The following is a 16,358-nucleotide window of genomic DNA, read 5'->3' as shown; positions in this document are numbered from 1 at the left end:
TCAGAAGGTAACCGTAATGAAATCATCATTAAACACGCTTCAAATATGGAAAACATTGGCTTCAAAGCCAGGTGGTAAATGGGCCTTCTCTAGGTTGCTGTGTATGAAGGCACCCTACTTCGGAAGCATTTCCCCCCGGTTCAAGGAATTGCGCCCAAACTATTGTGAAGTCCGCATTGCGAAGCGCAGACGCTTACTCAATCATTTGGGAACCGTTCATGCCATCGCGATGTGTAACATGGCAGAGCTTGCTGGAGGAACGATGACTGAAGTCAGTATTCCGGAAACGCACCGCTGGATTCCCAAAGGAATGACCGTCGAATACTTGAAAAAGGCCGTTACAGATCTGACAGCCGTCGCCACGCCTCTTGGGGAGTTTGATTGGGGCAAACCAGGAGAGTTTCTTGTGAGAGTAGATGTCCAGGACGCTGAGGGCGCAGTTGTTTTTAGAGCAAAGATTTCGATGTGGATTTCGCCAAAGGCCAAGTAGTAATCGGACATCATGCGCTGCTGATCTGTAATACTGAACAGATCGTGTTGAACTTAATTTTTGATACGTATAGCTATTAGCAGACAAAAAGTAATCTTAATTTGGGCCTCCCGTTTGGGAGGCCTTTCACGTCTTATGCTGTTGCTGTCTGACGGTTGTCCAACGAGGCTGAAAGCCGTGTCAGGAGAAGCGCACTGATAACGATGACGCCACCGATCCAGGGCGTATTCATCAACCCCATGTCTTCGACGAAATGGCCGCCAAGCCATGCGCCACCTGCAATCCGATGTTTAAAGCCGCGGTTTCGCTAGGGGGTGCCATCGAATGTTCGCTTTGCGACCTAACCGAACAATGAATTGTTAGCCAGACCTATTTCTCTGGGCTTCTGATGAAAACTACGTTTTTTTCTCTGGTATCGATGTCAAACAACTCACTCGCCCGGATCAGGTCGCTCAGCTTCTTGTACCCATAGTTCACCGGGGAGAAGGAGCTGTTGTTGGAAATGTACTGGCCAACTTTGCCCAAATGCGCCCAGCCATCATCATCGGCGGTTTGTTCCACGGCCGTTCGCAGTGTTCGTACCAGAACCGTGTCACCTCTCAGCTCGTTGCGCGTGCGCTTTGCGGTAGCTGTGGGCTTTTCGGTGTCGCCGCTGTCATTGTCGTCTTGCTCTTCCGACTCTTCTCGCAGGTTTTCCGTATAGATGAACTGAGAGCAGGCGTTCACGAAGGGCATGGGTGTTTTGCGCTCGCCGAAGCCAAAGACCGGTAGGCCCGCCTCAAGAATGCGCATGACGAGGGGAGTGAAGTCGGAATCGCTGGTCATCAGCGCGAAGGCGTTAACGTTGCCGCTGTAGAGCAGATCCATGGCATCGATGATCATGGATGCGTCAGTCGCGTTTTTGCCGGTCGTGTAGGCAAATTGCTGAATCGGCCGAATGGCGTTGGCGTGCAGTTTTTCTATCCAGCCGCCCAGTTGAGGGCCATTCCAGTTGCCATGGGCATGACGGACATTCACCGCGCCGTATTTGGCAAGTTCCTGAAGCACGCCCTCAATGGATTGATGGCTGACGTTGTCGCAGTCGATCAGGAGCGCAATTTTGTAGTTGTTGTTCATTGTGTTTGGGCTTTCCTTGTCTCGGATGAAAGTAGCCTAGAGGGCAGAGCGGTAAACTTCCATTCGGAAATTGATTGTCACCTGGTTGCGGCATGCCATTCCATCGTTAGCATTCTACTACCCCCCGATTCCTTTCAGGATTTCGTGTTCGATTTCTTCCCAGCTGAAGTTGTCCAGCACCAGTTGAGTAAACAGGTCCGGCTTATCCGGTGAGGTCAGCATGATGATGGTTTTCTTCGGATTGAAAGCGATATAGGCGGTGATCTTGCCCATGGTTACCACGCTGGATTCCTTTTCTTTGGCCGGTTCCAGGGTCATTCTGATGACGCCTTCGAGCTCCTTCCGGAGCTCGGGGGTCTGAACTGCACTGAGGTCACGATTGAAGATGTAGCTGGGCACCTCATTCATTTGAATGGCGGGATTGCCCCAGTCATCGGATGTAACAACCGTGGCAAAAAGACCTTTGCGTTTGTTGTACAGAATGAGCTCGCCATCACTGCCGATGAAGGTTGCGCCGGCCAGTGATTCAAGGGGGAGTTTAATAGGGTGCGCTGAACGGCTGATGGTGACGCCGTGTGTCTCTGTACGTGGTTCGACAGGGTCAAGCACACTGAGTTTGGGAGAGGCGCAGGCCGAAGCTGACAGGCATAGCAGCAGGGCCAAAGCGGTTGTTCCGAGTCGCTTCATGTTCCGGTTCCTTTGGAGAAGTTTCAGTCCTTTGGGTGAAAGTCTACTGTTTGAACATGCGGATGGAAAGGGTGGGCGGTCCTGGTGTAACCATCACAACGCTTGGCAAAGCTGGGTGCGCTTTGGGGATGACCTACCCCGGTTTTGCTAAAGTTATGACTCCAGGCTCCTGAGTGAACAGTGCAGACACAGAGGCAGCATGAAGTATTTTGCTTACGGATCGAATATGTCACTCCTCAGATTAAGAGCGAGGGTTCCAAGCGCAGAGCGAATCGGTATGTTCACGCTTGTTGAGCATGCCCTTCGATTCCATAAGTGGAGCAGGAAAGACCAATCCGCAAAATGCGACGCGCTGTTCACCGGCAATCCGGAGGACGTCGTTATTGGCGCACTGTTTGAGATTCCGCGCAGCGAGAAAGGCCCGTTGGACAGGGCTGAGGGCTTGGGCTTTGGTTACGACGAAAAGCAGGTTACGGTTACGGATGCTCTCGGCAATTCCCTGGATGCTTTTACCTACTGCGCAACGTCAACGGATCCGTCTTTGCTGCCGCACTCCTGGTATTTGAATCACGTGATCGTTGGTGCGAAAGAAACCGGTGTTCCCGCTGACTACCTTGAGGCCATTTCAGCCACGCGAAGCCAGGAAGACCCTGATCGAAAACGCGATGCGAGGGAGCGGGCCATCTACTAAAAGCGGTTCGCTATTGTTTACCAGTTTTGCCTTCCCTCAGTCAGCGCCTTTTAGAGCCTGGCTATTACTGCTGGCAACACCCGACTCAACCAGATTGAGTCTGAGTCGCTCCACGCGCCGCCGGTTAACGCCGAGATCATAAAAGCCGACCAGCGACTGGGATCGGACATCCAGGCTGCGTCGGTCCGGGCTCACCAGAACCTCGAAGTAGTCGGGAAAGCGGAGCAGGTCGCTATGAAAGGTCATGTCCAGATAGCCAAAGCGCGAGTCATTGAGACTAGCGCCCGGCATTTCTTTGGCGACAGCTTTAACGGTGTCCCATGTTGGCTGATCCAGGGGCGCAGACAGCTGAATGGGTTTCACGTAATAGAGGCCCACTGATGAGGTGCTGGATACACAGTTCAGGAAGGGCGTGCAGCCATCAAGAGCGAAGTCGGTACCGGAGGAAGGTACATGGCTGGTCGAAGTGCAGCCTGTAAGCAGGAGTACTGTCAGCAGAGCAAAACATCGCATGTTTGATTCCAGAGGATCCATTGTCAGTTGGGAATCCAGTGTAGCTCCATCCTGAAATAGAATTGATAGGGTGAAGCTTTGCCTTCCCTTGCAAGCGGATAGGTAGCGAGTCTGGACCGAATGTCTGATCTAATCAGATATCCCGTTTTTCCCTGATGGCGTGCTCCGCACGCTCTGAAAGGTAAGTAGCGAATTGGTCACCAGTGAATGTTCTGGTTCTGCCAGCCTCCAGGTCTTCCTGGCACGCATCGATGGCGGCTCTGAGGTCATTCATTTTCGTGACGTAGCGGGACTCGGCTTCCTCGACCATTCTCAGGCCAGCTCGAAGTACCTCACTCGCATTTTGATATCGGCCCGAGGCAACCAGGTGATCGACTACATGGGATTGATGGTTAGTGAGTACGATGTTTCTCGCTGCCATTAGAGTGATCCTGTCGGAAGTGCATTGGCATAATATGCCAATCTGTGAATTTCCTGTCTAGGGGATGAGCTGACTCTGATGGTTAAGTTACGAGAAAAAGCGGTTCGCCATGGTCTAAAAAATAGGATCGCCCGTGGCTTTGACGGCATAGAACAGACAATCGCTCTTCGCAATCACCGGGTTGGTGGTGATCATGAAGGCCTTGAGGGCCTGGGCGGGGTAGATTCGCCCATCCTTGATTTTAAGCACCTGTTCCATGTTCTCGGTCCGGTTGTGGCTGATCGCAGTGAGAACCTCCAGGCCTTTTTGCCCAACCCATCCGAGCGGCTCATCCGGCGATACAATCCCGAAATTGCGGTGTTCGATGTCGGGCGGAAACGTGAGGTCCGCCTGCCCGCTGGGCGTTAACCGGTACTCGATAGTCGCACCGGGGGCCAACTCCACCCGGATCGGATTGCGCAGTACCGCAACGTTCCATTCCGTTTTTTCCAGCGATAGCACGTCTGGTTGTGAGGCATACCGAACAAGCCCTTCGTACGCCAGTTGGTGCGCGAGATCATCCTGAGCCCCGCCACACTCGATGGTGACGGTGGGCACCTCCTGCTCGGAATATTCCATCAGTGCCCCCAGGCGAAGATCCGTCATGATCAGCCGGTCGGTAAAGAGCGACGCCAGCGCCTGATGGGCAGCGTCGTTGGTGATGGTTACGGCGAAGGCAGGGCCGGTGCCTGAGGTGTTGTGCACGTCCAGCAGGCATTCGGGGTTGGCTGTTTGAAGCTCGGCCAGCATGGCCTTGGCAATGGCGCCTTCTTCGCCTTCAAACGGTTCTTTGAAGCACCGGTTCAGATCACGCCCGCCTGGCACTTGGCGCAGCGATAATGTCGGCGGGATTTTCGCGGGAAGGACGCCGCCCAGAAGGAACAGCAGGTTGACCTCCGGGGTGTGCTGCTCCAGTAGCCATCGGTGAATCGCGAACAGCCCTGAGGGTTCGTTGCCGTGAAGCAGGGTTGCCATGGCCCGGGTTCTGGAAGGGTCGCGGCCAGCAACTCGAACCACCGTGGGCCGTTGCAGCCGGTCCAGCCACTCCAGGGGCGAGCGGCCCAGGGTTTGGGGTGACGGGTTGTTGAGATAATCCAGGGTGTTCGAGCGGCTCATGGTGACAAGGTCCATTCGTGCAGTGGTGTGTTTGTCTTCTGATTGGCCATGTAAAGCGACAGCATACTCCTGAACGCCTCGTCGGTAGTCTGGGACCGGAAATAAGACTCGGTGACCTGTCGCTGCCATCGGGCGCCGGTCATCCGGGTTTGAATGCGGCCTTCGATGATTCCGAGCAGGCGGTGGATCTCCGCCTCGTCCACGGCGGTTCGTTGTAAAGCTTCCCGGGCGCGGGGCAGCAGGTCACGGGCCACGTTCAACAGGGGTGTATCCTGTAACTGCACCTGGTCTTTGTGCGGCCAGATAATGTCTGCACCGATGCCGTATTTGGCGGCACGATAGAAATTGTGTTCGGTGTAATGAAAGGGAAGTATCGACGTCAGGTGACGGATATCCTCGAGTACCGCCAACGCCGCCCCGATCTCGAACAGTCCGTTCGCGCACATATCCACGGCGGTCGGTCCGGCCGGCATGGAACGAATCTCGATGCGCAGATGGCCGCCGTCGTTGTGATCAAAGATGGCTCGGTTCCAGGGCCATGTGGTGCCATGGTGCAGCCGCAGTTCGGCCAGTTCCGGTACGCCTCCCCGATCAATAACCGCCATCGGATCTTCTTCGGACATCAATGGCAGGATGGGGGGATACAAGGAGGCCGAGGCAGCAAACAGCTCCCAGGCGCTGCGTGCCCAGCCGTTGCCGTAATAAACCCTTGGCGGGTGTTTCCAGGTTCTGTGGTTGGGCGAGCGGCTGTCGACGGACTGTTTGAACAGGGCGATACGGGTTTCGTCCCATAGGTGGTGGCCGAACAGGCTGGGCGAATTGCTGGCCAGAGCCAGCGCAATGGGCGTCACCAGCTGCACGGCGTTGAAATAGTCGGCAAAGCGGCGGGCTGGAACGCGCCAGTGCAGTTGGAATGAGGTGTTCGCCCCTTCCATGGTGACGTCGTCCGCCTCCAGGTCGATGACGTCGTTGCCACCGATATGGATGCTGAATGGCTCGCCCCGTTGCTGGATCAAGGCGTTGGATAGCGCATGGTAGCGGGGTTCGTCTGTCATCACCTTTGCGCCCATATCGGACTGGCGCAACGTGGGTAGAATGCCGATGGGGACCAGTTCGCCATTCAATGGCGCGGCGTGTTGGTTGATTCGCTGCATGGCCCTGAGCAGTTCCAGCTCGGTTCTGGCAAAGGGGGTGCCCTTGAAGGCCTGGGGGCTGAGATTGTATTCAAGATTGAAGCGGTTGAGTTCAACCGTCAGTTGTGGATCCTGAACGCTGGCGGCTATGTCTGTGTTGATCGGCTGAACACGAAGGTTCGGGTTTACGATGTAGAACTCGACCTCGGCGCCAATGGAAGATTCCCCCTCACCAAAGCCGGGCCGGTCCAGAAGGCGGGTGAGTGCGGTAAGGTCCGTTCGCACCTTGGCGGCAAAACGGTCAAACTCTTCCGCTGTAAATTCCGATTGTTCTATCGACAGTCCCATAGCGGCTGTGTCTCTAGCACTGGCTTACTTTGATAGTAGCGGAAATGAGGCGCGCGAGTGACTGACCGAAGGGCAAAAGCGTTATGAGAACCGCTTCAACGTGTGTCCTGGCTCAGGGTTAGAACGCCCGATTGCTGGGAAAAGTTAAGCTGGCCGAGCACGCTCATGCCCAGCAGTACCATGTCGGGGTCCATGGCTGGGTTGATGGTGCCGGGCACATTGTAGAATGTCATATCGCCCAGGCGGAGTTCCTGAATGGTCGTGCTCCACACATTGACTGTACCAGCGGCGGTATGTGCACGGCCGGATTGGCCCTTTCTAAGGCCTGCTTTTTGGGCGAGGGATTCTGAGACTGCCACGGTTGTGGCACCGGTATCCAGGATGAAGGTGACACGCTGGTTGTTGATGGTGCCGTTTGCCAAATAATGGCCCTGTCGGTTGGCTTGCAGTTCAATCTCTGTGACGCTGCCGCGGGTGTGGCTGACTAGTTGCTGATTCGGGTTGTTTTGTTGGGAGCCCCAACTGCCGAAAAAATGGGTTACAACGGCGAGTAATACAACCCAGAAACCAGCGAAGTACAGGAGGTATCGAATTTCGGGTTTGATGGCGCCAGGTTTGCTCATCCTGTTCCTTGTGGGTCGCGGGTAGACTGTTCCAATACTACCTTGACCACTCGCCCGGCGGTAGCATCTGGATTTCCCATACACAATCCCCGGATTTGCGGAAAACCGGGACAGATTTATTATCGAACCGTTTCAAACCTCGAAGTAAATATGTCCCGGTTTCGCTCCCTTATGAATGTGGAGTAAGCGGTATTGGCTGGTGAAATTGTGACGGCACAACGTTTCGCTTGCTGTGGAATCCAGTTGGGGCAACAACAGCAGCGTTAGCCCCTTTCTCCCCCCATATTCAGCCGGTCTGCGCAGCAGACCTTCCCATACACGCTTATCAGTTGTCGAACGAAACCGGTTTCGGTGCTCGGTGCTTCTTCCGCACGACCACGGTCCCCGCGAGCTTGTCATGCCAGCCCTGCTTGCGGGCGTCAAAGGCCACCCAGACATAGCCAAGACCAAGAGGTATTAAGGAGAGATAGTATGCGAGGTAGCGTCCGATCAGCTGGCCAGTGCTTGCAGCATTGCCAGTTTTGGCATCAACAACTTTGGCAGAAACGGCCATTTTCCCTGGTGTCGCTTGTTTTGATATCCAAAATAGGATCACAGCTACAGCAGGAAACACCCAGGACAAAAGAAAATCCATAGGCCCAACAATCAAACTTGTATTATCCCAATAGGACTCACCATAGAACGCCGTGAGCAAGGGAAACACAATAATACCTATCAAGATTGTATCGATCAGCGTTGCGCCAGTTCGAGCCCAAAAGCCGACGTATTCCAGGTCATCGTATTCCATACTTCATCCTTTGATTTTTTGAGTTTGCTTCCCGCGCGGGTCTACCGTGACGTGACCTTCTCCGGTGAAATTTGGTATTACAGAGCGTAAGTTATCAACCTAACAACAATCTGCACAGTTCAAAAAATGAAACAAATTGTTACCTTAGAAAAGAGCCGTATCGACTTTAGAGAAAACCGGTGAAAACCGGGACAGTTCTGTTTTCATGCTTTCCGCCAGACGCTGAAGGTGAAACCAGTCATGCTTATCAGGATTTAACAGTGCAAAAGATCTGTTCAGAAGAGGCTTTATCAGAACTGCTACAGTCCAGCCCTGCGGTGCTGCTTTTGTATGGGGGCGCAAGCTGTGGCGTCTGTCAGGCCATCAAGCCGAGGCTGGAACAGCTTGCCTGCGAGGAATTTCCGAAACTGGTCACCGCTTACATCGATTGCCAGGAGGCCGCCGGCCCGTTATGTGCGGCTCGCGGTATCTTTTCCCTGCCGGTTGTTCAGCTGTGGTTTGATGGGCAGCGATTCGCGGAGTTCGCCAGGGTCTTCTCCATCGACGATGTTCGTTCGGCGCTGGAGCGGCCTTATGGGCTTTTGCCTTAAGGCAAACCGGGACAGATTTATTTTATGCACACTGTTTCTGGCGTTATCAGCCTATGTCGAAAAATATCTATCAAACAAGAGCTATCAAACAACCATGACGAGAAAGACATTAGGTTTTACCCGGAAACCAATTAAAGACGCCAAGCCAGTGGCTGAGAAAGCCGAAGCTATGGTTGAGGTTGAGGCTGATCCCCAAAAGCGTTTTTTAAACGGTGCGGTTATCAATCCAGCGCCGGCGATTCGTTTGGAGTCAGGTTCAGAAAAGCTCACGGTGCGTGCGATGAATTTGATCACGCCGATTGGCATGGGGCAGCGAGGTTTGATCGTTGCACCGCCGGGGTCTGGAAAATCGACGATATTAAAAGATATTTGTCAGGCGGTGGGAAAGGCGTATCCCGAGATTAAACTTTACGCGTTATTGATCGATGAGCGACCGGAAGAGGTCACTGATTTCAAGCGTAGCGTCCCGGCGGAGGTACACGCTTCTTCTTCGGATGAAAGCTATGCTCATCACGTTCGCGTTGCCGATGAGCTTCTTGATATCGCCCGCCAACAAGCTGGCGAGGGTCACAATGTGATGATTGTGATTGATTCTCTCACCAGGCTTTCCCGTGTGCATAATGCGGAGCGAAAGAGCAGCGGTCGTACTATGTCTGGCGGGATGGATGCGCGAGCGATGGAGATGCCGCGCAGGTTGTTTGGCGCTGCACGAAACATTGAGAATGGCGGCTCGCTGACCATTTTGGCCACCGTTCTGGTGGATACCGGCAGCCGTATGGACCAGGTTATCTTTGAGGAATTTAAAGGCACGGGGAACATGGAGCTGGTTTTATCAAGAGACGTTGCGAGCCAGCGAATCTTCCCCGCGCTGGACATTTCGAAAAGCAGTACCCGCCGTGAAGAGCTGCTGTTAGATCCGAAATATTTAGACAAAATAAGAGCGTTGCGTCGGGCGCTTGGCGGCCTCAAACCGCTAGAGGGCACAAGAAAGCTGGTTGAGCTGCTTGAGAAGTACCCCACCAATGCCGAGCTTCTGAACGGCATCTCCGGAACGCACACTGATTGAATGTGCGCTGTCGGTAGGATAACCGGAATCGCTGGGGTTTGATTTGTCGAAGTTGTCGCAGCCGCTTATCTGGTAACAGCAATTACACAGGTCTATTGAGATGCACCCGAAGCTCGGTCGTTTTCAACTGCTTCCAGCTTGACCCGAAAACCGCAGGCTGCGGCATATTTGCTGAGTGTTCCCCAGCTCGGATTGCTTCGGCCGCGTTCTAGTCTGGATATGTTGCTTTTGTTAGTTCCGAGTTTCTTCGCAACGTCCTCCTGGGTGAGGCCAGCTTTGGTTCTCATCGTAATCAGCTGATCGATCAGGCTGAATTCGTCTTGAAGTGAATCGTACTCCCGGCGGATCTCGGGATTTTCCAGTGCCTTTTGCTTAAACTGTTTGAAATTCACGATTTTTTGACCTCCTTCAATCGCTCGTTGGCGAGCTCCAGGTCTTTCTTTGGTATTTTTTGATCCTTCTTTACAAAGACATGCAGAATGATAATTCGCTTGCCCTGCATGTAGCAGAAAATGCCTCTACCTATTCCTTCTTTGGCTTTTGCGCGGATCTCAAATAATTCGCCACCCAGCGACTTTGTGTGTGGCTCCCCGAGGTTCGCCCCATGCTTCTCCATCAATTCCATCAGCCGAATCATTCTGGCTTGAATTTTGGGCGGCAGCTTTGCCAGTTCTTCATCTACTTTCCCGTAGAATTCTATTTCCCAATCCATGGGGACTCCTTTATCTTTTGGTTATCATATACGATAACCATGGTCTCGAGAAGTGATTTGGAGACATGGGAAATTGGGTCAGATTTATTTTCTCAGGATCGATACCATGCCTATGCGAATGCGTGAGATGCGCGCGAGTAACTGAGCGAAGGAGACTTGCGATATGAACAGCGCTTCAGCGGCTTATCCAATCGGTACGCCCGGCATTCCCTGGGGCGATGCGGAACGTGCTCAGTGGCTGTCACGGCAGACCCGTCAACGCAGTTACGAGTCCGATGTGTTGAGCGTGATCGAGCGTCTGTGTTCGCGCTTCGATGTGCAAGAGTATGGCCGTCTGGAATACGGCCTGGACGTTTATCCGCTGATGGCGATCCGCAGCCGCGACTGGCGTGCCGATCGGCCGGTGGTACTGATTACGGGCGGAGTGCATGGCTATGAAACCAGCGGTGTCCATGGAGCGCTGCAGTTTGTTGAACAACATGCACTGGATTACGCGCGCCGTGTAAACCTGCTGATTGCGCCTTGCGTCAGCCCCTGGGCTTACGAACGCATCCATCGCTGGAACGCGAACGCGGTTGATCCCAACCGCTCATTCCGTGATGACTGTCAGGCAGGGGAGTCCGCGGCGCTCATGCAGCTGGTCGCTTCGATAGCTGAGCCAATACTGCTGCACGTCGACCTGCACGAGACCACCGATACCGACGAAACCGAGTTCCGGCCAGCGCTTGCGGCCCGCGATGGCAAATCGTTTGAGCCGGGTGACATTCCGGACGGCTTCTATCTGGTGGACGACACCGAGAACCCGCAGCCTGAATTCCAGCAGGCGGTGATTGAGGCGGTGGAAAAGATCACTCATATCGCGCCGGCGGATGACAAGGGTGAGATCATCGGCTCACCGGCGGTCGCTCGTGGCGTGATTCAGTATCCGCTGGCGCAGCTTGGCCTTTGCACCAGCATAACCAACGCCCGCTACCGGACCACCACAGAGGTATACCCAGACAGCGGCCGAGTAACCACGGAGCAATGCAATGCCGCGCAGGTTGCCGCGGTGTGTGCGGCGATCGACTATGCGTTGTCGGTAGGCCCGATCAATAATCTCAGATAACGCGTCCAACCCATCCGTCAGCGCCGCCGGTCCAGGCTGAAGATTCAGCGGAGATTTGACCCGATTAATTCAACCATCTGGTCAATCAGAGGTCGACCAATTACTGGTGAATTTAACGACATAGGATGGGCAAATAGTATCTAATAGGTGTTCATGTGGCACCCCGATAACAAACGCAGCGACAGGCCCGACTATGCACGTGGATAAAGCAAGAAAGCGTATTGCCAAGCAGGTCAAGAAGGGCTTTCATGGCTACCCGTTAGTGTCGATGGAGTACTTTGGAAAAACGCCGGAGTTGGCCACCGAGATCGACGGCATTTCCACTATCGATAAGAACTGACTCGGACCCGACATGTTTAAACCCAGTTGTTACAGTTGCCGGAAGAAGTTTGAGCCATCGGCGTTGGGGTGTCTTACTCAAAAAACTACTGCGAGGGCTGCGGTGTTGGGTTGTTTGGTGAGGATTACTTCAGCTTTGACCCAAAGCCCGCGCCAACTACCCGGAAGAACCTGGCGGTGCATTGTGCGGTGCTTATTTTCGGAGCGGCTTTCTTCGCGTTATGGCTGTCTATTAGCGGGTTCTGAGAGCTCGGGTACTTCCAGGTTTGATTGCCTCAATCGCCTCTAGCAGAGGCAAAGTTCAAAGCCTACACTTCATGGATTGGGGTCTGGAGGCGCTATGAACTATTCAGACAGAGTCATTGAAACCTGGTGCCACGCTGCGCCTGGTGCCGCACCACACGACTACAAAGAGCTGGTGCGGTACGCCACGCTGGCGGCGTCCAGTCACAATACCCAGCCTTGGATATTCCAGATTGAATCCAACCGGATTCGGGTGCTTCCTGATCTGTCCAGGCGTTGCCCGGCAGTGGACCCGGATGATCACCATCTTTACGCCAGCCTGGGGTGCGCCACGGAGAATCTTCTGCTGGCAGCGCAAGCCGCCGGGTTAAAGGGGCATTGCCAATTCGATGCGTCGGCATCCTCGGTGGTGATTGATTTTGAAGAGGCTACGGCCGCGCAGTCTGCGCTTTTCGAGGCGATTCCCCTGCGCCAGTGCAGCCGTTCAGAGTATGACGGTGTGCCACTTGCGGCTGAAGTGCTGGAGCAGCTTCAGGTAGCGGGGCAGGGGGATGGCGTGTCGGTGTTTCTGATGACCGATGCCGATCAAAAAGCGCTGGTCGCAGATTATGTCGCCAAGGGCAACGATGCCCAATTTGCAGACCCTGAATGGGCTCGGGAGCTTAAAGCCTGGATTCGGTTTAACGGCAAGGAGGCGGTGATTTCCGGCGATGGGTTGTACGGGCCTGTTTTGGGCAATCCGGCCGTGCCCCGCTGGCTTGGATTGTTGGCGATGAAGGGGTCGTTTTCTGCAAATAACCAGAACAAGAAGGATCGACGGCACATTGACAGTTCTTCTGCCATTGCCGTCATCTATTCAGAGGCCGATGACATTCCCCACTGGATTGAGGCAGGCCGGTGCTACCAGCGCTTGGCCCTGCAGGCTGCGGCCCTGGGCCTGCGTACGGCGTTTATTAACCAGCCTGTGGAGGTGGCGACACTGCGCCCGGAGTTTGCCCGCGGCATTGGCATTGGGGACCGGCGCCCGGACCTGATTGTGCGGATTGGCCGTGGGCCGGAGATGCCGCGTTCTCTCCGGCGGCCGGTTGAGGAGGTTATCCGGTGATTTTGCTGGGGGTACTTATTCTGGCCGGGCTGGTGCTGTCGGCCTGGCGGCTGCTGGACCATCGGGCAGACCGCAAAGCCATGCGCGAGCTGGTGGGCCTGCAGCCCGCACAGCCCCCGGTCTTTGCCACCGAGATGGTTGCCGATCTTCCCGAGCCGGCACGGCGCTATTTTCTGTATACCATTGAACCCGGTACGCCGCTCGCGACGGTCGCCCGCATCCGGATGGCGGGGCGTTTCGGCATGGGTGACAGGAGCAATCCCAATTATCTGGATTTTGAGGCAACCCAGGTGTTGGCCATGCCTTCTGGATTTATCTGGAAAATGTGCGCGCGGCGGGGCCTGATGCGGTTGTCCGGTTCTGACAGTCAACAGTGGACGCGGTTCTGGCTGATGGGGTTGCTGCCCGTTGCCCGCTTTGGTGGAGATCCTGACCATACCCGTTCGGCGTTTGGCCGCTATGTCGCTGAGGCCATATTCTGGACGCCTGCAGCGCTGTTGCCTGGCCCTGGTGTTACCTGGGAGGGGCTGGACTCCGATCAGGCGAGGGTTACTGTGGAATATTCTGGCATGTCACAGTCCGTTGATCTCAAAGTGTCGGCAGATGGCCAGCCTATTGAGGTCAGTTTCCAGCGGTGGAGTAACGCCAACCCCGAGAAACAGCACCGGTTGCAGCCGTTTGGCGGGTATCTCTTTGAGTTCCGGTCGTTCGACGGGTTTCGTTTGCCGACTCATGTGGAAGCTGGCAACCACTTCGGGACGGACGAGTACTTTCCGTTTTTCGTGGCGGATGTGAGCGCTGTTGAGTTTCCCTGGGTGTGATCATTCCCTGGAACTTTGCAAGATTTGTCTACACCAGCCGGTTCAGGAATGGGCGAGCGCTCTTACGCAGCAGCTAAACATCTCCGCCGAGAAAAAGCGGTGTTCGCCGGGCTGCTGCGCCACAAACAGCTGACCACCGGATTCACGGATTCCGCCTTCGATCATCAGGTTATCGCTCATCTCAAAGTCTTCAATGCTGTGGCCCAATTCATCCCGGCCGGTTGCGCCAGCCCGTTGATGATAAAGCCGGCTGTCCAGGGTGAACCCGAATGCGGGCTTGCCCCGGCCGATCATGTAACCCACCTCGAACACGGTGCCCGGATCGGCGCTGATGCCGCGAAAGGGTGTGAGGTTGGCGATGATGGCAGTGCAGCTGTCCATCAGTTCGCGGTTGGCCTGGTATATCCGGTGGCCGCGCTCCGGTTTTGCCTGGTCGTCTGAAAATGCCAGCGCTGTGTCAAGCGGGTCGACGCCCTCGAATCCGGCGTCCCGGAGCAGGCGTTTTTTCTCGGCCACGATGGCCTGGTGTTCTTCCGCCGGAAAGAAGACTTCCGGGCCGGCGAGGTAGATGCGTTTTGATTTTGGCATGTTAATGAGGTCTCTCATTTGAGTGCAGGCCGCGGCCCTGAGCATAGTGTGGAAATCTTGTGCCGGAAGGCCATCGGATTCAAACTTATGCACCTCTCAAACGGCATCTGTCTTTACCAACTTTTGGGTTGGGTCTTCGTGAGTCATTGTTTACCATATGGCGTGCGGTGCCAGTGACGGCCCCTGAAATCGATGGATGACTCTTCAAGGAAGGAGCAAAGGAATGAGCAAGAAAGTTGTGTTGCTGGGTGACTTGGGTACAGATCATGAAGGATTCCCACCCACCCCGGTTGTTGCCGGCTCCCCCGATGTGCTGATTGACGGCAAACCTGTTGCCCGCGTGGGTGATCCTCTCGCCCCGCACTCCAAGCCCAAACACCCTCCCCACCCGCGAGCCATCGCTGCAGGTTCGGCAACCGTGCTCATCAACGGTATTCCTGTTGCGGTGACTGGTAGTGCAATTTCGTGTGGGGGTGTCACTATTGGCAGTGGTAGCGTTGTGATTGGTGATACCTTCACGCCCACGCCGTTTTCGGGTATCTCACCGTCGCCGTCAAAGCCAGCTCCGCAAGCGGCCTCTCGTGCTAATCACTCTGGCAGCACTGTTCCGGAATCACAAAGTGCCAGCGGTGTCGGTAATGGCACGAACAATGCCTTAGCAGGTGGGGCGGCTGCATCCAGTATGACTCCATCAATTCCAATCTCATCCCCAACAAAGGATCAGTCTCAGGCTGCGGTAGAGCCGGGTTACCATGTCGTTCAGACGCCGATAAGCAGGACGGAGCTATTGAGCGCTTTGTACGGAGACGCTTCGGCAAAGCCAGATCATTTTGATCGATTGAATCCAGGCCTGGGCGGGCAGCTGATGCCCGGTGAGATGATTGTGCTGGGTGACCCAGAGGGTATGGAATGCACTCAAAAAGAAGTCGAGTTGATGGAGGTGGCAGCGCAGATCAATGCGCAGGTTAGGTCACTGGAGCAGGATGAAGCGCAGTTTCTTGTCAAATACTACGATTTATTGGAAGCCATCACCTCGACCGGTTCGGCGGGGCTGGGTGCTGGAGCCGTGATGGTTTCCAAGCAGATTAGTAGCATTGAGTCGACTTTGAAGAACATCGAGCGGCTTCATCAGGAAACTTACCGGAGGCATGGGCACCTTAACCACCCGGAGTTTTTCGAGAAGCGGCGGGCGCTTTTCAAAGAGCTGGATTTTGCTTTGGGAAAAGCGGCTCGTAAGGGGATGTCACTGGATGATGATGCAAAACTAAAGCGGGCGTTGGGATTATCGTCCAAGAGCATTGTGCATAATTGGAAGACGGCTGGGGTTGGCGGTATACCTGGGTATGCAACGCATTATGAGCGAGTGGCCGCAGGGGCTAAGTATGCAAAGGGAGTTGGCTATATATCGCTGGGGCTCGATGTGGCTGCCTCGGGAGTGAAAATTCATGCGGCATGCACAGCAGCGCGCGAATCCGAGTGCAGACGTGTTAAGTACGTCGAAGGAGGGCGGCTATCTGGTTCTGTAGTTGGTGGCAGTGCTGGTGCTTTTGCTGGAACTTTGGTTTGTGGGGCAATGGGGCTAGCCACAGGAGGTCCGGGAGGAGTTGCATGCGGCATCATAATGGCTGGTGTTGGCGGTTTTGCAGGAGGTGCAAAGGCTGGGGACATTGGTGAGAATATAGGTGAAGTACTTTACGAGGTAACAATCGATGAATGACTCTTTTCAGATCATTGCTGCATTCGTAGGTGCTGGGGCTCTGGGGTTAGGGCTGGTATCGTTATTTATAATCCTCACTTTTGCTTTTTCTCGTGTGTCCATAATCGA

General features: G+C 54.7%; 20 protein-coding genes. 9 read left to right on the top strand and 11 right to left on the bottom strand.

Going from position 1 to position 16,358, the window contains the following annotated elements; genetic code table 11:
* Window positions 1–16 precede the first annotated feature (16 nt).
* The gene (locus tag ACTZWX_RS11550) at window positions 17–490 is read left to right on the top strand and encodes a hotdog fold domain-containing protein (RefSeq protein ID WP_444714053.1); all 474 of its coding nucleotides are present in this window, start codon (window positions 17–19) and stop codon (window positions 488–490) included.
* A 369-nt stretch (window positions 491–859) separates the two neighbouring features.
* On the opposite strand, the gene ACTZWX_RS11545 is transcribed toward ACTZWX_RS11550, so the two are convergent.
* Window positions 860–1,606 carry an NYN domain-containing protein gene (locus ACTZWX_RS11545; RefSeq protein ID WP_444714052.1) on the bottom strand — a complete coding sequence of 249 codons (747 nt, stop codon included), beginning with the start codon at window positions 1,604–1,606 and terminating at the stop codon, window positions 860–862.
* Between the two features lie 117 nt (window positions 1,607–1,723).
* Window positions 1,724–2,293 carry a hypothetical protein gene (locus ACTZWX_RS11540; protein ID WP_444714051.1) on the bottom strand — a complete coding sequence of 190 codons (570 nt, stop codon included), beginning with the start codon at window positions 2,291–2,293 and terminating at the stop codon, window positions 1,724–1,726.
* 199 nt (window positions 2,294–2,492) lie between these two features.
* On the opposite strand from ACTZWX_RS11540, the gene ACTZWX_RS11535 reads away from it, so the two are divergent.
* Complete coding sequence (locus tag ACTZWX_RS11535; RefSeq protein ID WP_444714050.1) at window positions 2,493–2,984, top strand: gamma-glutamylcyclotransferase family protein; 492 nt, start codon at window positions 2,493–2,495, stop codon at window positions 2,982–2,984.
* Between the two features lie 36 nt (window positions 2,985–3,020).
* Here the strand turns inward: ACTZWX_RS11535 and ACTZWX_RS11530 are convergent, their stop codons facing one another.
* From ACTZWX_RS11530 to ACTZWX_RS11505, 6 genes are all read right to left on the bottom strand, one after another.
* Complete coding sequence (locus tag ACTZWX_RS11530; protein WP_444714049.1) at window positions 3,021–3,497, bottom strand: DUF1499 domain-containing protein; 477 nt, start codon at window positions 3,495–3,497, stop codon at window positions 3,021–3,023.
* 133 nt (window positions 3,498–3,630) lie between these two features.
* Entirely contained in the window at window positions 3,631–3,918 is a 288-nt protein-coding gene (locus tag ACTZWX_RS11525) for a type II toxin-antitoxin system ParD family antitoxin (protein WP_444714048.1), read from the bottom strand.
* Window positions 3,919–4,032: 114 nt separating this feature from the next.
* A complete protein-coding gene (locus ACTZWX_RS11520; protein ID WP_444714047.1) occupies window positions 4,033–5,073 on the bottom strand; it encodes a succinylglutamate desuccinylase in 1,041 nt (346 codons plus the stop codon).
* The gene (locus tag ACTZWX_RS11515; protein ID WP_444714046.1) at window positions 5,070–6,554 is read right to left on the bottom strand and encodes a hypothetical protein; all 1,485 of its coding nucleotides are present in this window, start codon (window positions 6,552–6,554) and stop codon (window positions 5,070–5,072) included. Before ACTZWX_RS11515 ends, ACTZWX_RS11520 begins: the two co-directional genes overlap by 4 nt.
* A gap of 95 nt (window positions 6,555–6,649) precedes the next feature.
* Entirely contained in the window at window positions 6,650–7,177 is a 528-nt protein-coding gene (locus tag ACTZWX_RS11510) for a retropepsin-like aspartic protease family protein (protein ID WP_444714045.1), read from the bottom strand.
* 325 nt (window positions 7,178–7,502) lie between these two features.
* Window positions 7,503–7,964, bottom strand: a complete 462-nt coding sequence (locus ACTZWX_RS11505; RefSeq protein WP_444714044.1) for an RDD family protein — start codon at window positions 7,962–7,964, stop codon at window positions 7,503–7,505.
* Window positions 7,965–8,224: 260 nt separating this feature from the next.
* Between ACTZWX_RS11505 and ACTZWX_RS11500 the strand changes: the two genes are divergently transcribed.
* Complete coding sequence (locus ACTZWX_RS11500; RefSeq protein WP_444714043.1) at window positions 8,225–8,554, top strand: thioredoxin family protein; 330 nt, start codon at window positions 8,225–8,227, stop codon at window positions 8,552–8,554.
* Window positions 8,538–9,620 (top strand): transcription termination factor Rho, encoded by a 1,083-nt coding sequence (gene rho, locus ACTZWX_RS11495; RefSeq protein WP_444714042.1) that lies wholly within the window; start codon window positions 8,538–8,540, stop codon window positions 9,618–9,620. The genes ACTZWX_RS11500 and rho overlap by 17 nt, the downstream gene beginning before the upstream one ends.
* Window positions 9,621–9,712: 92 nt before the next feature.
* Here rho and ACTZWX_RS11490 read toward each other — a convergent pair whose 3' ends face one another.
* Both ACTZWX_RS11490 and ACTZWX_RS11485 read right to left on the bottom strand, forming a co-directional pair.
* The gene (locus tag ACTZWX_RS11490; RefSeq protein WP_354445691.1) at window positions 9,713–10,012 is read right to left on the bottom strand and encodes a helix-turn-helix domain-containing protein; all 300 of its coding nucleotides are present in this window, start codon (window positions 10,010–10,012) and stop codon (window positions 9,713–9,715) included.
* Entirely contained in the window at window positions 10,009–10,332 is a 324-nt protein-coding gene (locus tag ACTZWX_RS11485; protein WP_354445689.1) for a type II toxin-antitoxin system RelE/ParE family toxin, read from the bottom strand. The genes ACTZWX_RS11490 and ACTZWX_RS11485 overlap by 4 nt, the downstream gene beginning before the upstream one ends.
* Window positions 10,333–10,495: 163 nt before the next feature.
* Here ACTZWX_RS11485 and ACTZWX_RS11480 point away from each other — a divergent pair, with 163 nt between their 5' ends.
* The 4 genes from ACTZWX_RS11480 (at window position 10,496) to ACTZWX_RS11465 (ending at window position 13,945) form a co-directional block, all read left to right on the top strand.
* On the top strand, window positions 10,496–11,437 hold the full coding sequence (locus ACTZWX_RS11480; RefSeq protein ID WP_444714041.1) for a M14 family metallopeptidase: 942 nt from the start codon (window positions 10,496–10,498) through the stop codon (window positions 11,435–11,437).
* A 199-nt stretch (window positions 11,438–11,636) separates the two neighbouring features.
* A complete protein-coding gene (locus ACTZWX_RS11475) occupies window positions 11,637–11,777 on the top strand; it encodes a hypothetical protein (RefSeq protein ID WP_444714040.1) in 141 nt (46 codons plus the stop codon).
* Window positions 11,778–12,116: 339 nt separating this feature from the next.
* Window positions 12,117–13,124 carry an Acg family FMN-binding oxidoreductase gene (locus tag ACTZWX_RS11470; RefSeq protein ID WP_444714039.1) on the top strand — a complete coding sequence of 336 codons (1,008 nt, stop codon included), beginning with the start codon at window positions 12,117–12,119 and terminating at the stop codon, window positions 13,122–13,124.
* Window positions 13,121–13,945, top strand: coding sequence for a DUF6544 family protein (locus ACTZWX_RS11465; protein ID WP_444714038.1), 825 nt, complete (start codon window positions 13,121–13,123; stop codon window positions 13,943–13,945). Before ACTZWX_RS11470 ends, ACTZWX_RS11465 begins: the two co-directional genes overlap by 4 nt.
* A 42-nt stretch (window positions 13,946–13,987) precedes the next feature.
* Here the strand turns inward: ACTZWX_RS11465 and ACTZWX_RS11460 are convergent, their stop codons facing one another.
* A complete protein-coding gene (locus ACTZWX_RS11460) occupies window positions 13,988–14,533 on the bottom strand; it encodes a nucleoside 2-deoxyribosyltransferase (protein WP_444714037.1) in 546 nt (181 codons plus the stop codon).
* A 223-nt stretch (window positions 14,534–14,756) separates the two neighbouring features.
* Between ACTZWX_RS11460 and ACTZWX_RS11455 the strand changes: the two genes are divergently transcribed.
* Complete coding sequence (locus ACTZWX_RS11455) at window positions 14,757–16,250, top strand: type VI secretion system PAAR protein (RefSeq protein ID WP_444714036.1); 1,494 nt, start codon at window positions 14,757–14,759, stop codon at window positions 16,248–16,250.
* Window positions 16,251–16,358 lie beyond the last annotated feature (108 nt).

The sequence above is a fragment of the Marinobacter sp. NSM genome (genome assembly GCF_052380025.1).
Lineage (GTDB): Bacteria > Pseudomonadota > Gammaproteobacteria > Pseudomonadales > Oleiphilaceae > Marinobacter.
This window is presented reverse-complemented; position numbering and strand designations above follow the sequence as displayed.

Bases quoted from the DNA above. Each gene is read 5' to 3' on its own strand.
- ACTZWX_RS11550 (WP_444714053.1), top strand. From the start codon at position 17: ATGAAATCATCATTAAACACGCTTCAAATATGGAAAACATTGGCTTCA.
- ACTZWX_RS11545 (WP_444714052.1), bottom strand. From the start codon at position 1,606: ATGAACAACAACTACAAAATTGCGCTCCTGATCGACTGCGACAACGTC.
- ACTZWX_RS11540 (WP_444714051.1), bottom strand. From the start codon at position 2,293: ATGAAGCGACTCGGAACAACCGCTTTGGCCCTGCTGCTATGCCTGTCA.
- ACTZWX_RS11535 (WP_444714050.1), top strand. From the start codon at position 2,493: ATGAAGTATTTTGCTTACGGATCGAATATGTCACTCCTCAGATTAAGA.
- ACTZWX_RS11530 (WP_444714049.1), bottom strand. From the start codon at position 3,497: ATGCGATGTTTTGCTCTGCTGACAGTACTCCTGCTTACAGGCTGCACT.
- ACTZWX_RS11525 (WP_444714048.1), bottom strand. From the start codon at position 3,918: ATGGCAGCGAGAAACATCGTACTCACTAACCATCAATCCCATGTAGTC.
- ACTZWX_RS11520 (WP_444714047.1), bottom strand. From the start codon at position 5,073: ATGAGCCGCTCGAACACCCTGGATTATCTCAACAACCCGTCACCCCAA.
- ACTZWX_RS11515 (WP_444714046.1), bottom strand. From the start codon at position 6,554: ATGGGACTGTCGATAGAACAATCGGAATTTACAGCGGAAGAGTTTGAC.
- ACTZWX_RS11510 (WP_444714045.1), bottom strand. From the start codon at position 7,177: ATGAGCAAACCTGGCGCCATCAAACCCGAAATTCGATACCTCCTGTAC.
- ACTZWX_RS11505 (WP_444714044.1), bottom strand. From the start codon at position 7,964: ATGGAATACGATGACCTGGAATACGTCGGCTTTTGGGCTCGAACTGGC.
- rho (WP_444714042.1), top strand. From the start codon at position 8,538: ATGGGCTTTTGCCTTAAGGCAAACCGGGACAGATTTATTTTATGCACA.
- ACTZWX_RS11485 (WP_354445689.1), bottom strand. From the start codon at position 10,332: ATGGATTGGGAAATAGAATTCTACGGGAAAGTAGATGAAGAACTGGCA.
- ACTZWX_RS11480 (WP_444714041.1), top strand. From the start codon at position 10,496: ATGAACAGCGCTTCAGCGGCTTATCCAATCGGTACGCCCGGCATTCCC.
- ACTZWX_RS11470 (WP_444714039.1), top strand. From the start codon at position 12,117: ATGAACTATTCAGACAGAGTCATTGAAACCTGGTGCCACGCTGCGCCT.
- ACTZWX_RS11460 (WP_444714037.1), bottom strand. From the start codon at position 14,533: ATGCCAAAATCAAAACGCATCTACCTCGCCGGCCCGGAAGTCTTCTTT.
- ACTZWX_RS11455 (WP_444714036.1), top strand. From the start codon at position 14,757: ATGAGCAAGAAAGTTGTGTTGCTGGGTGACTTGGGTACAGATCATGAA.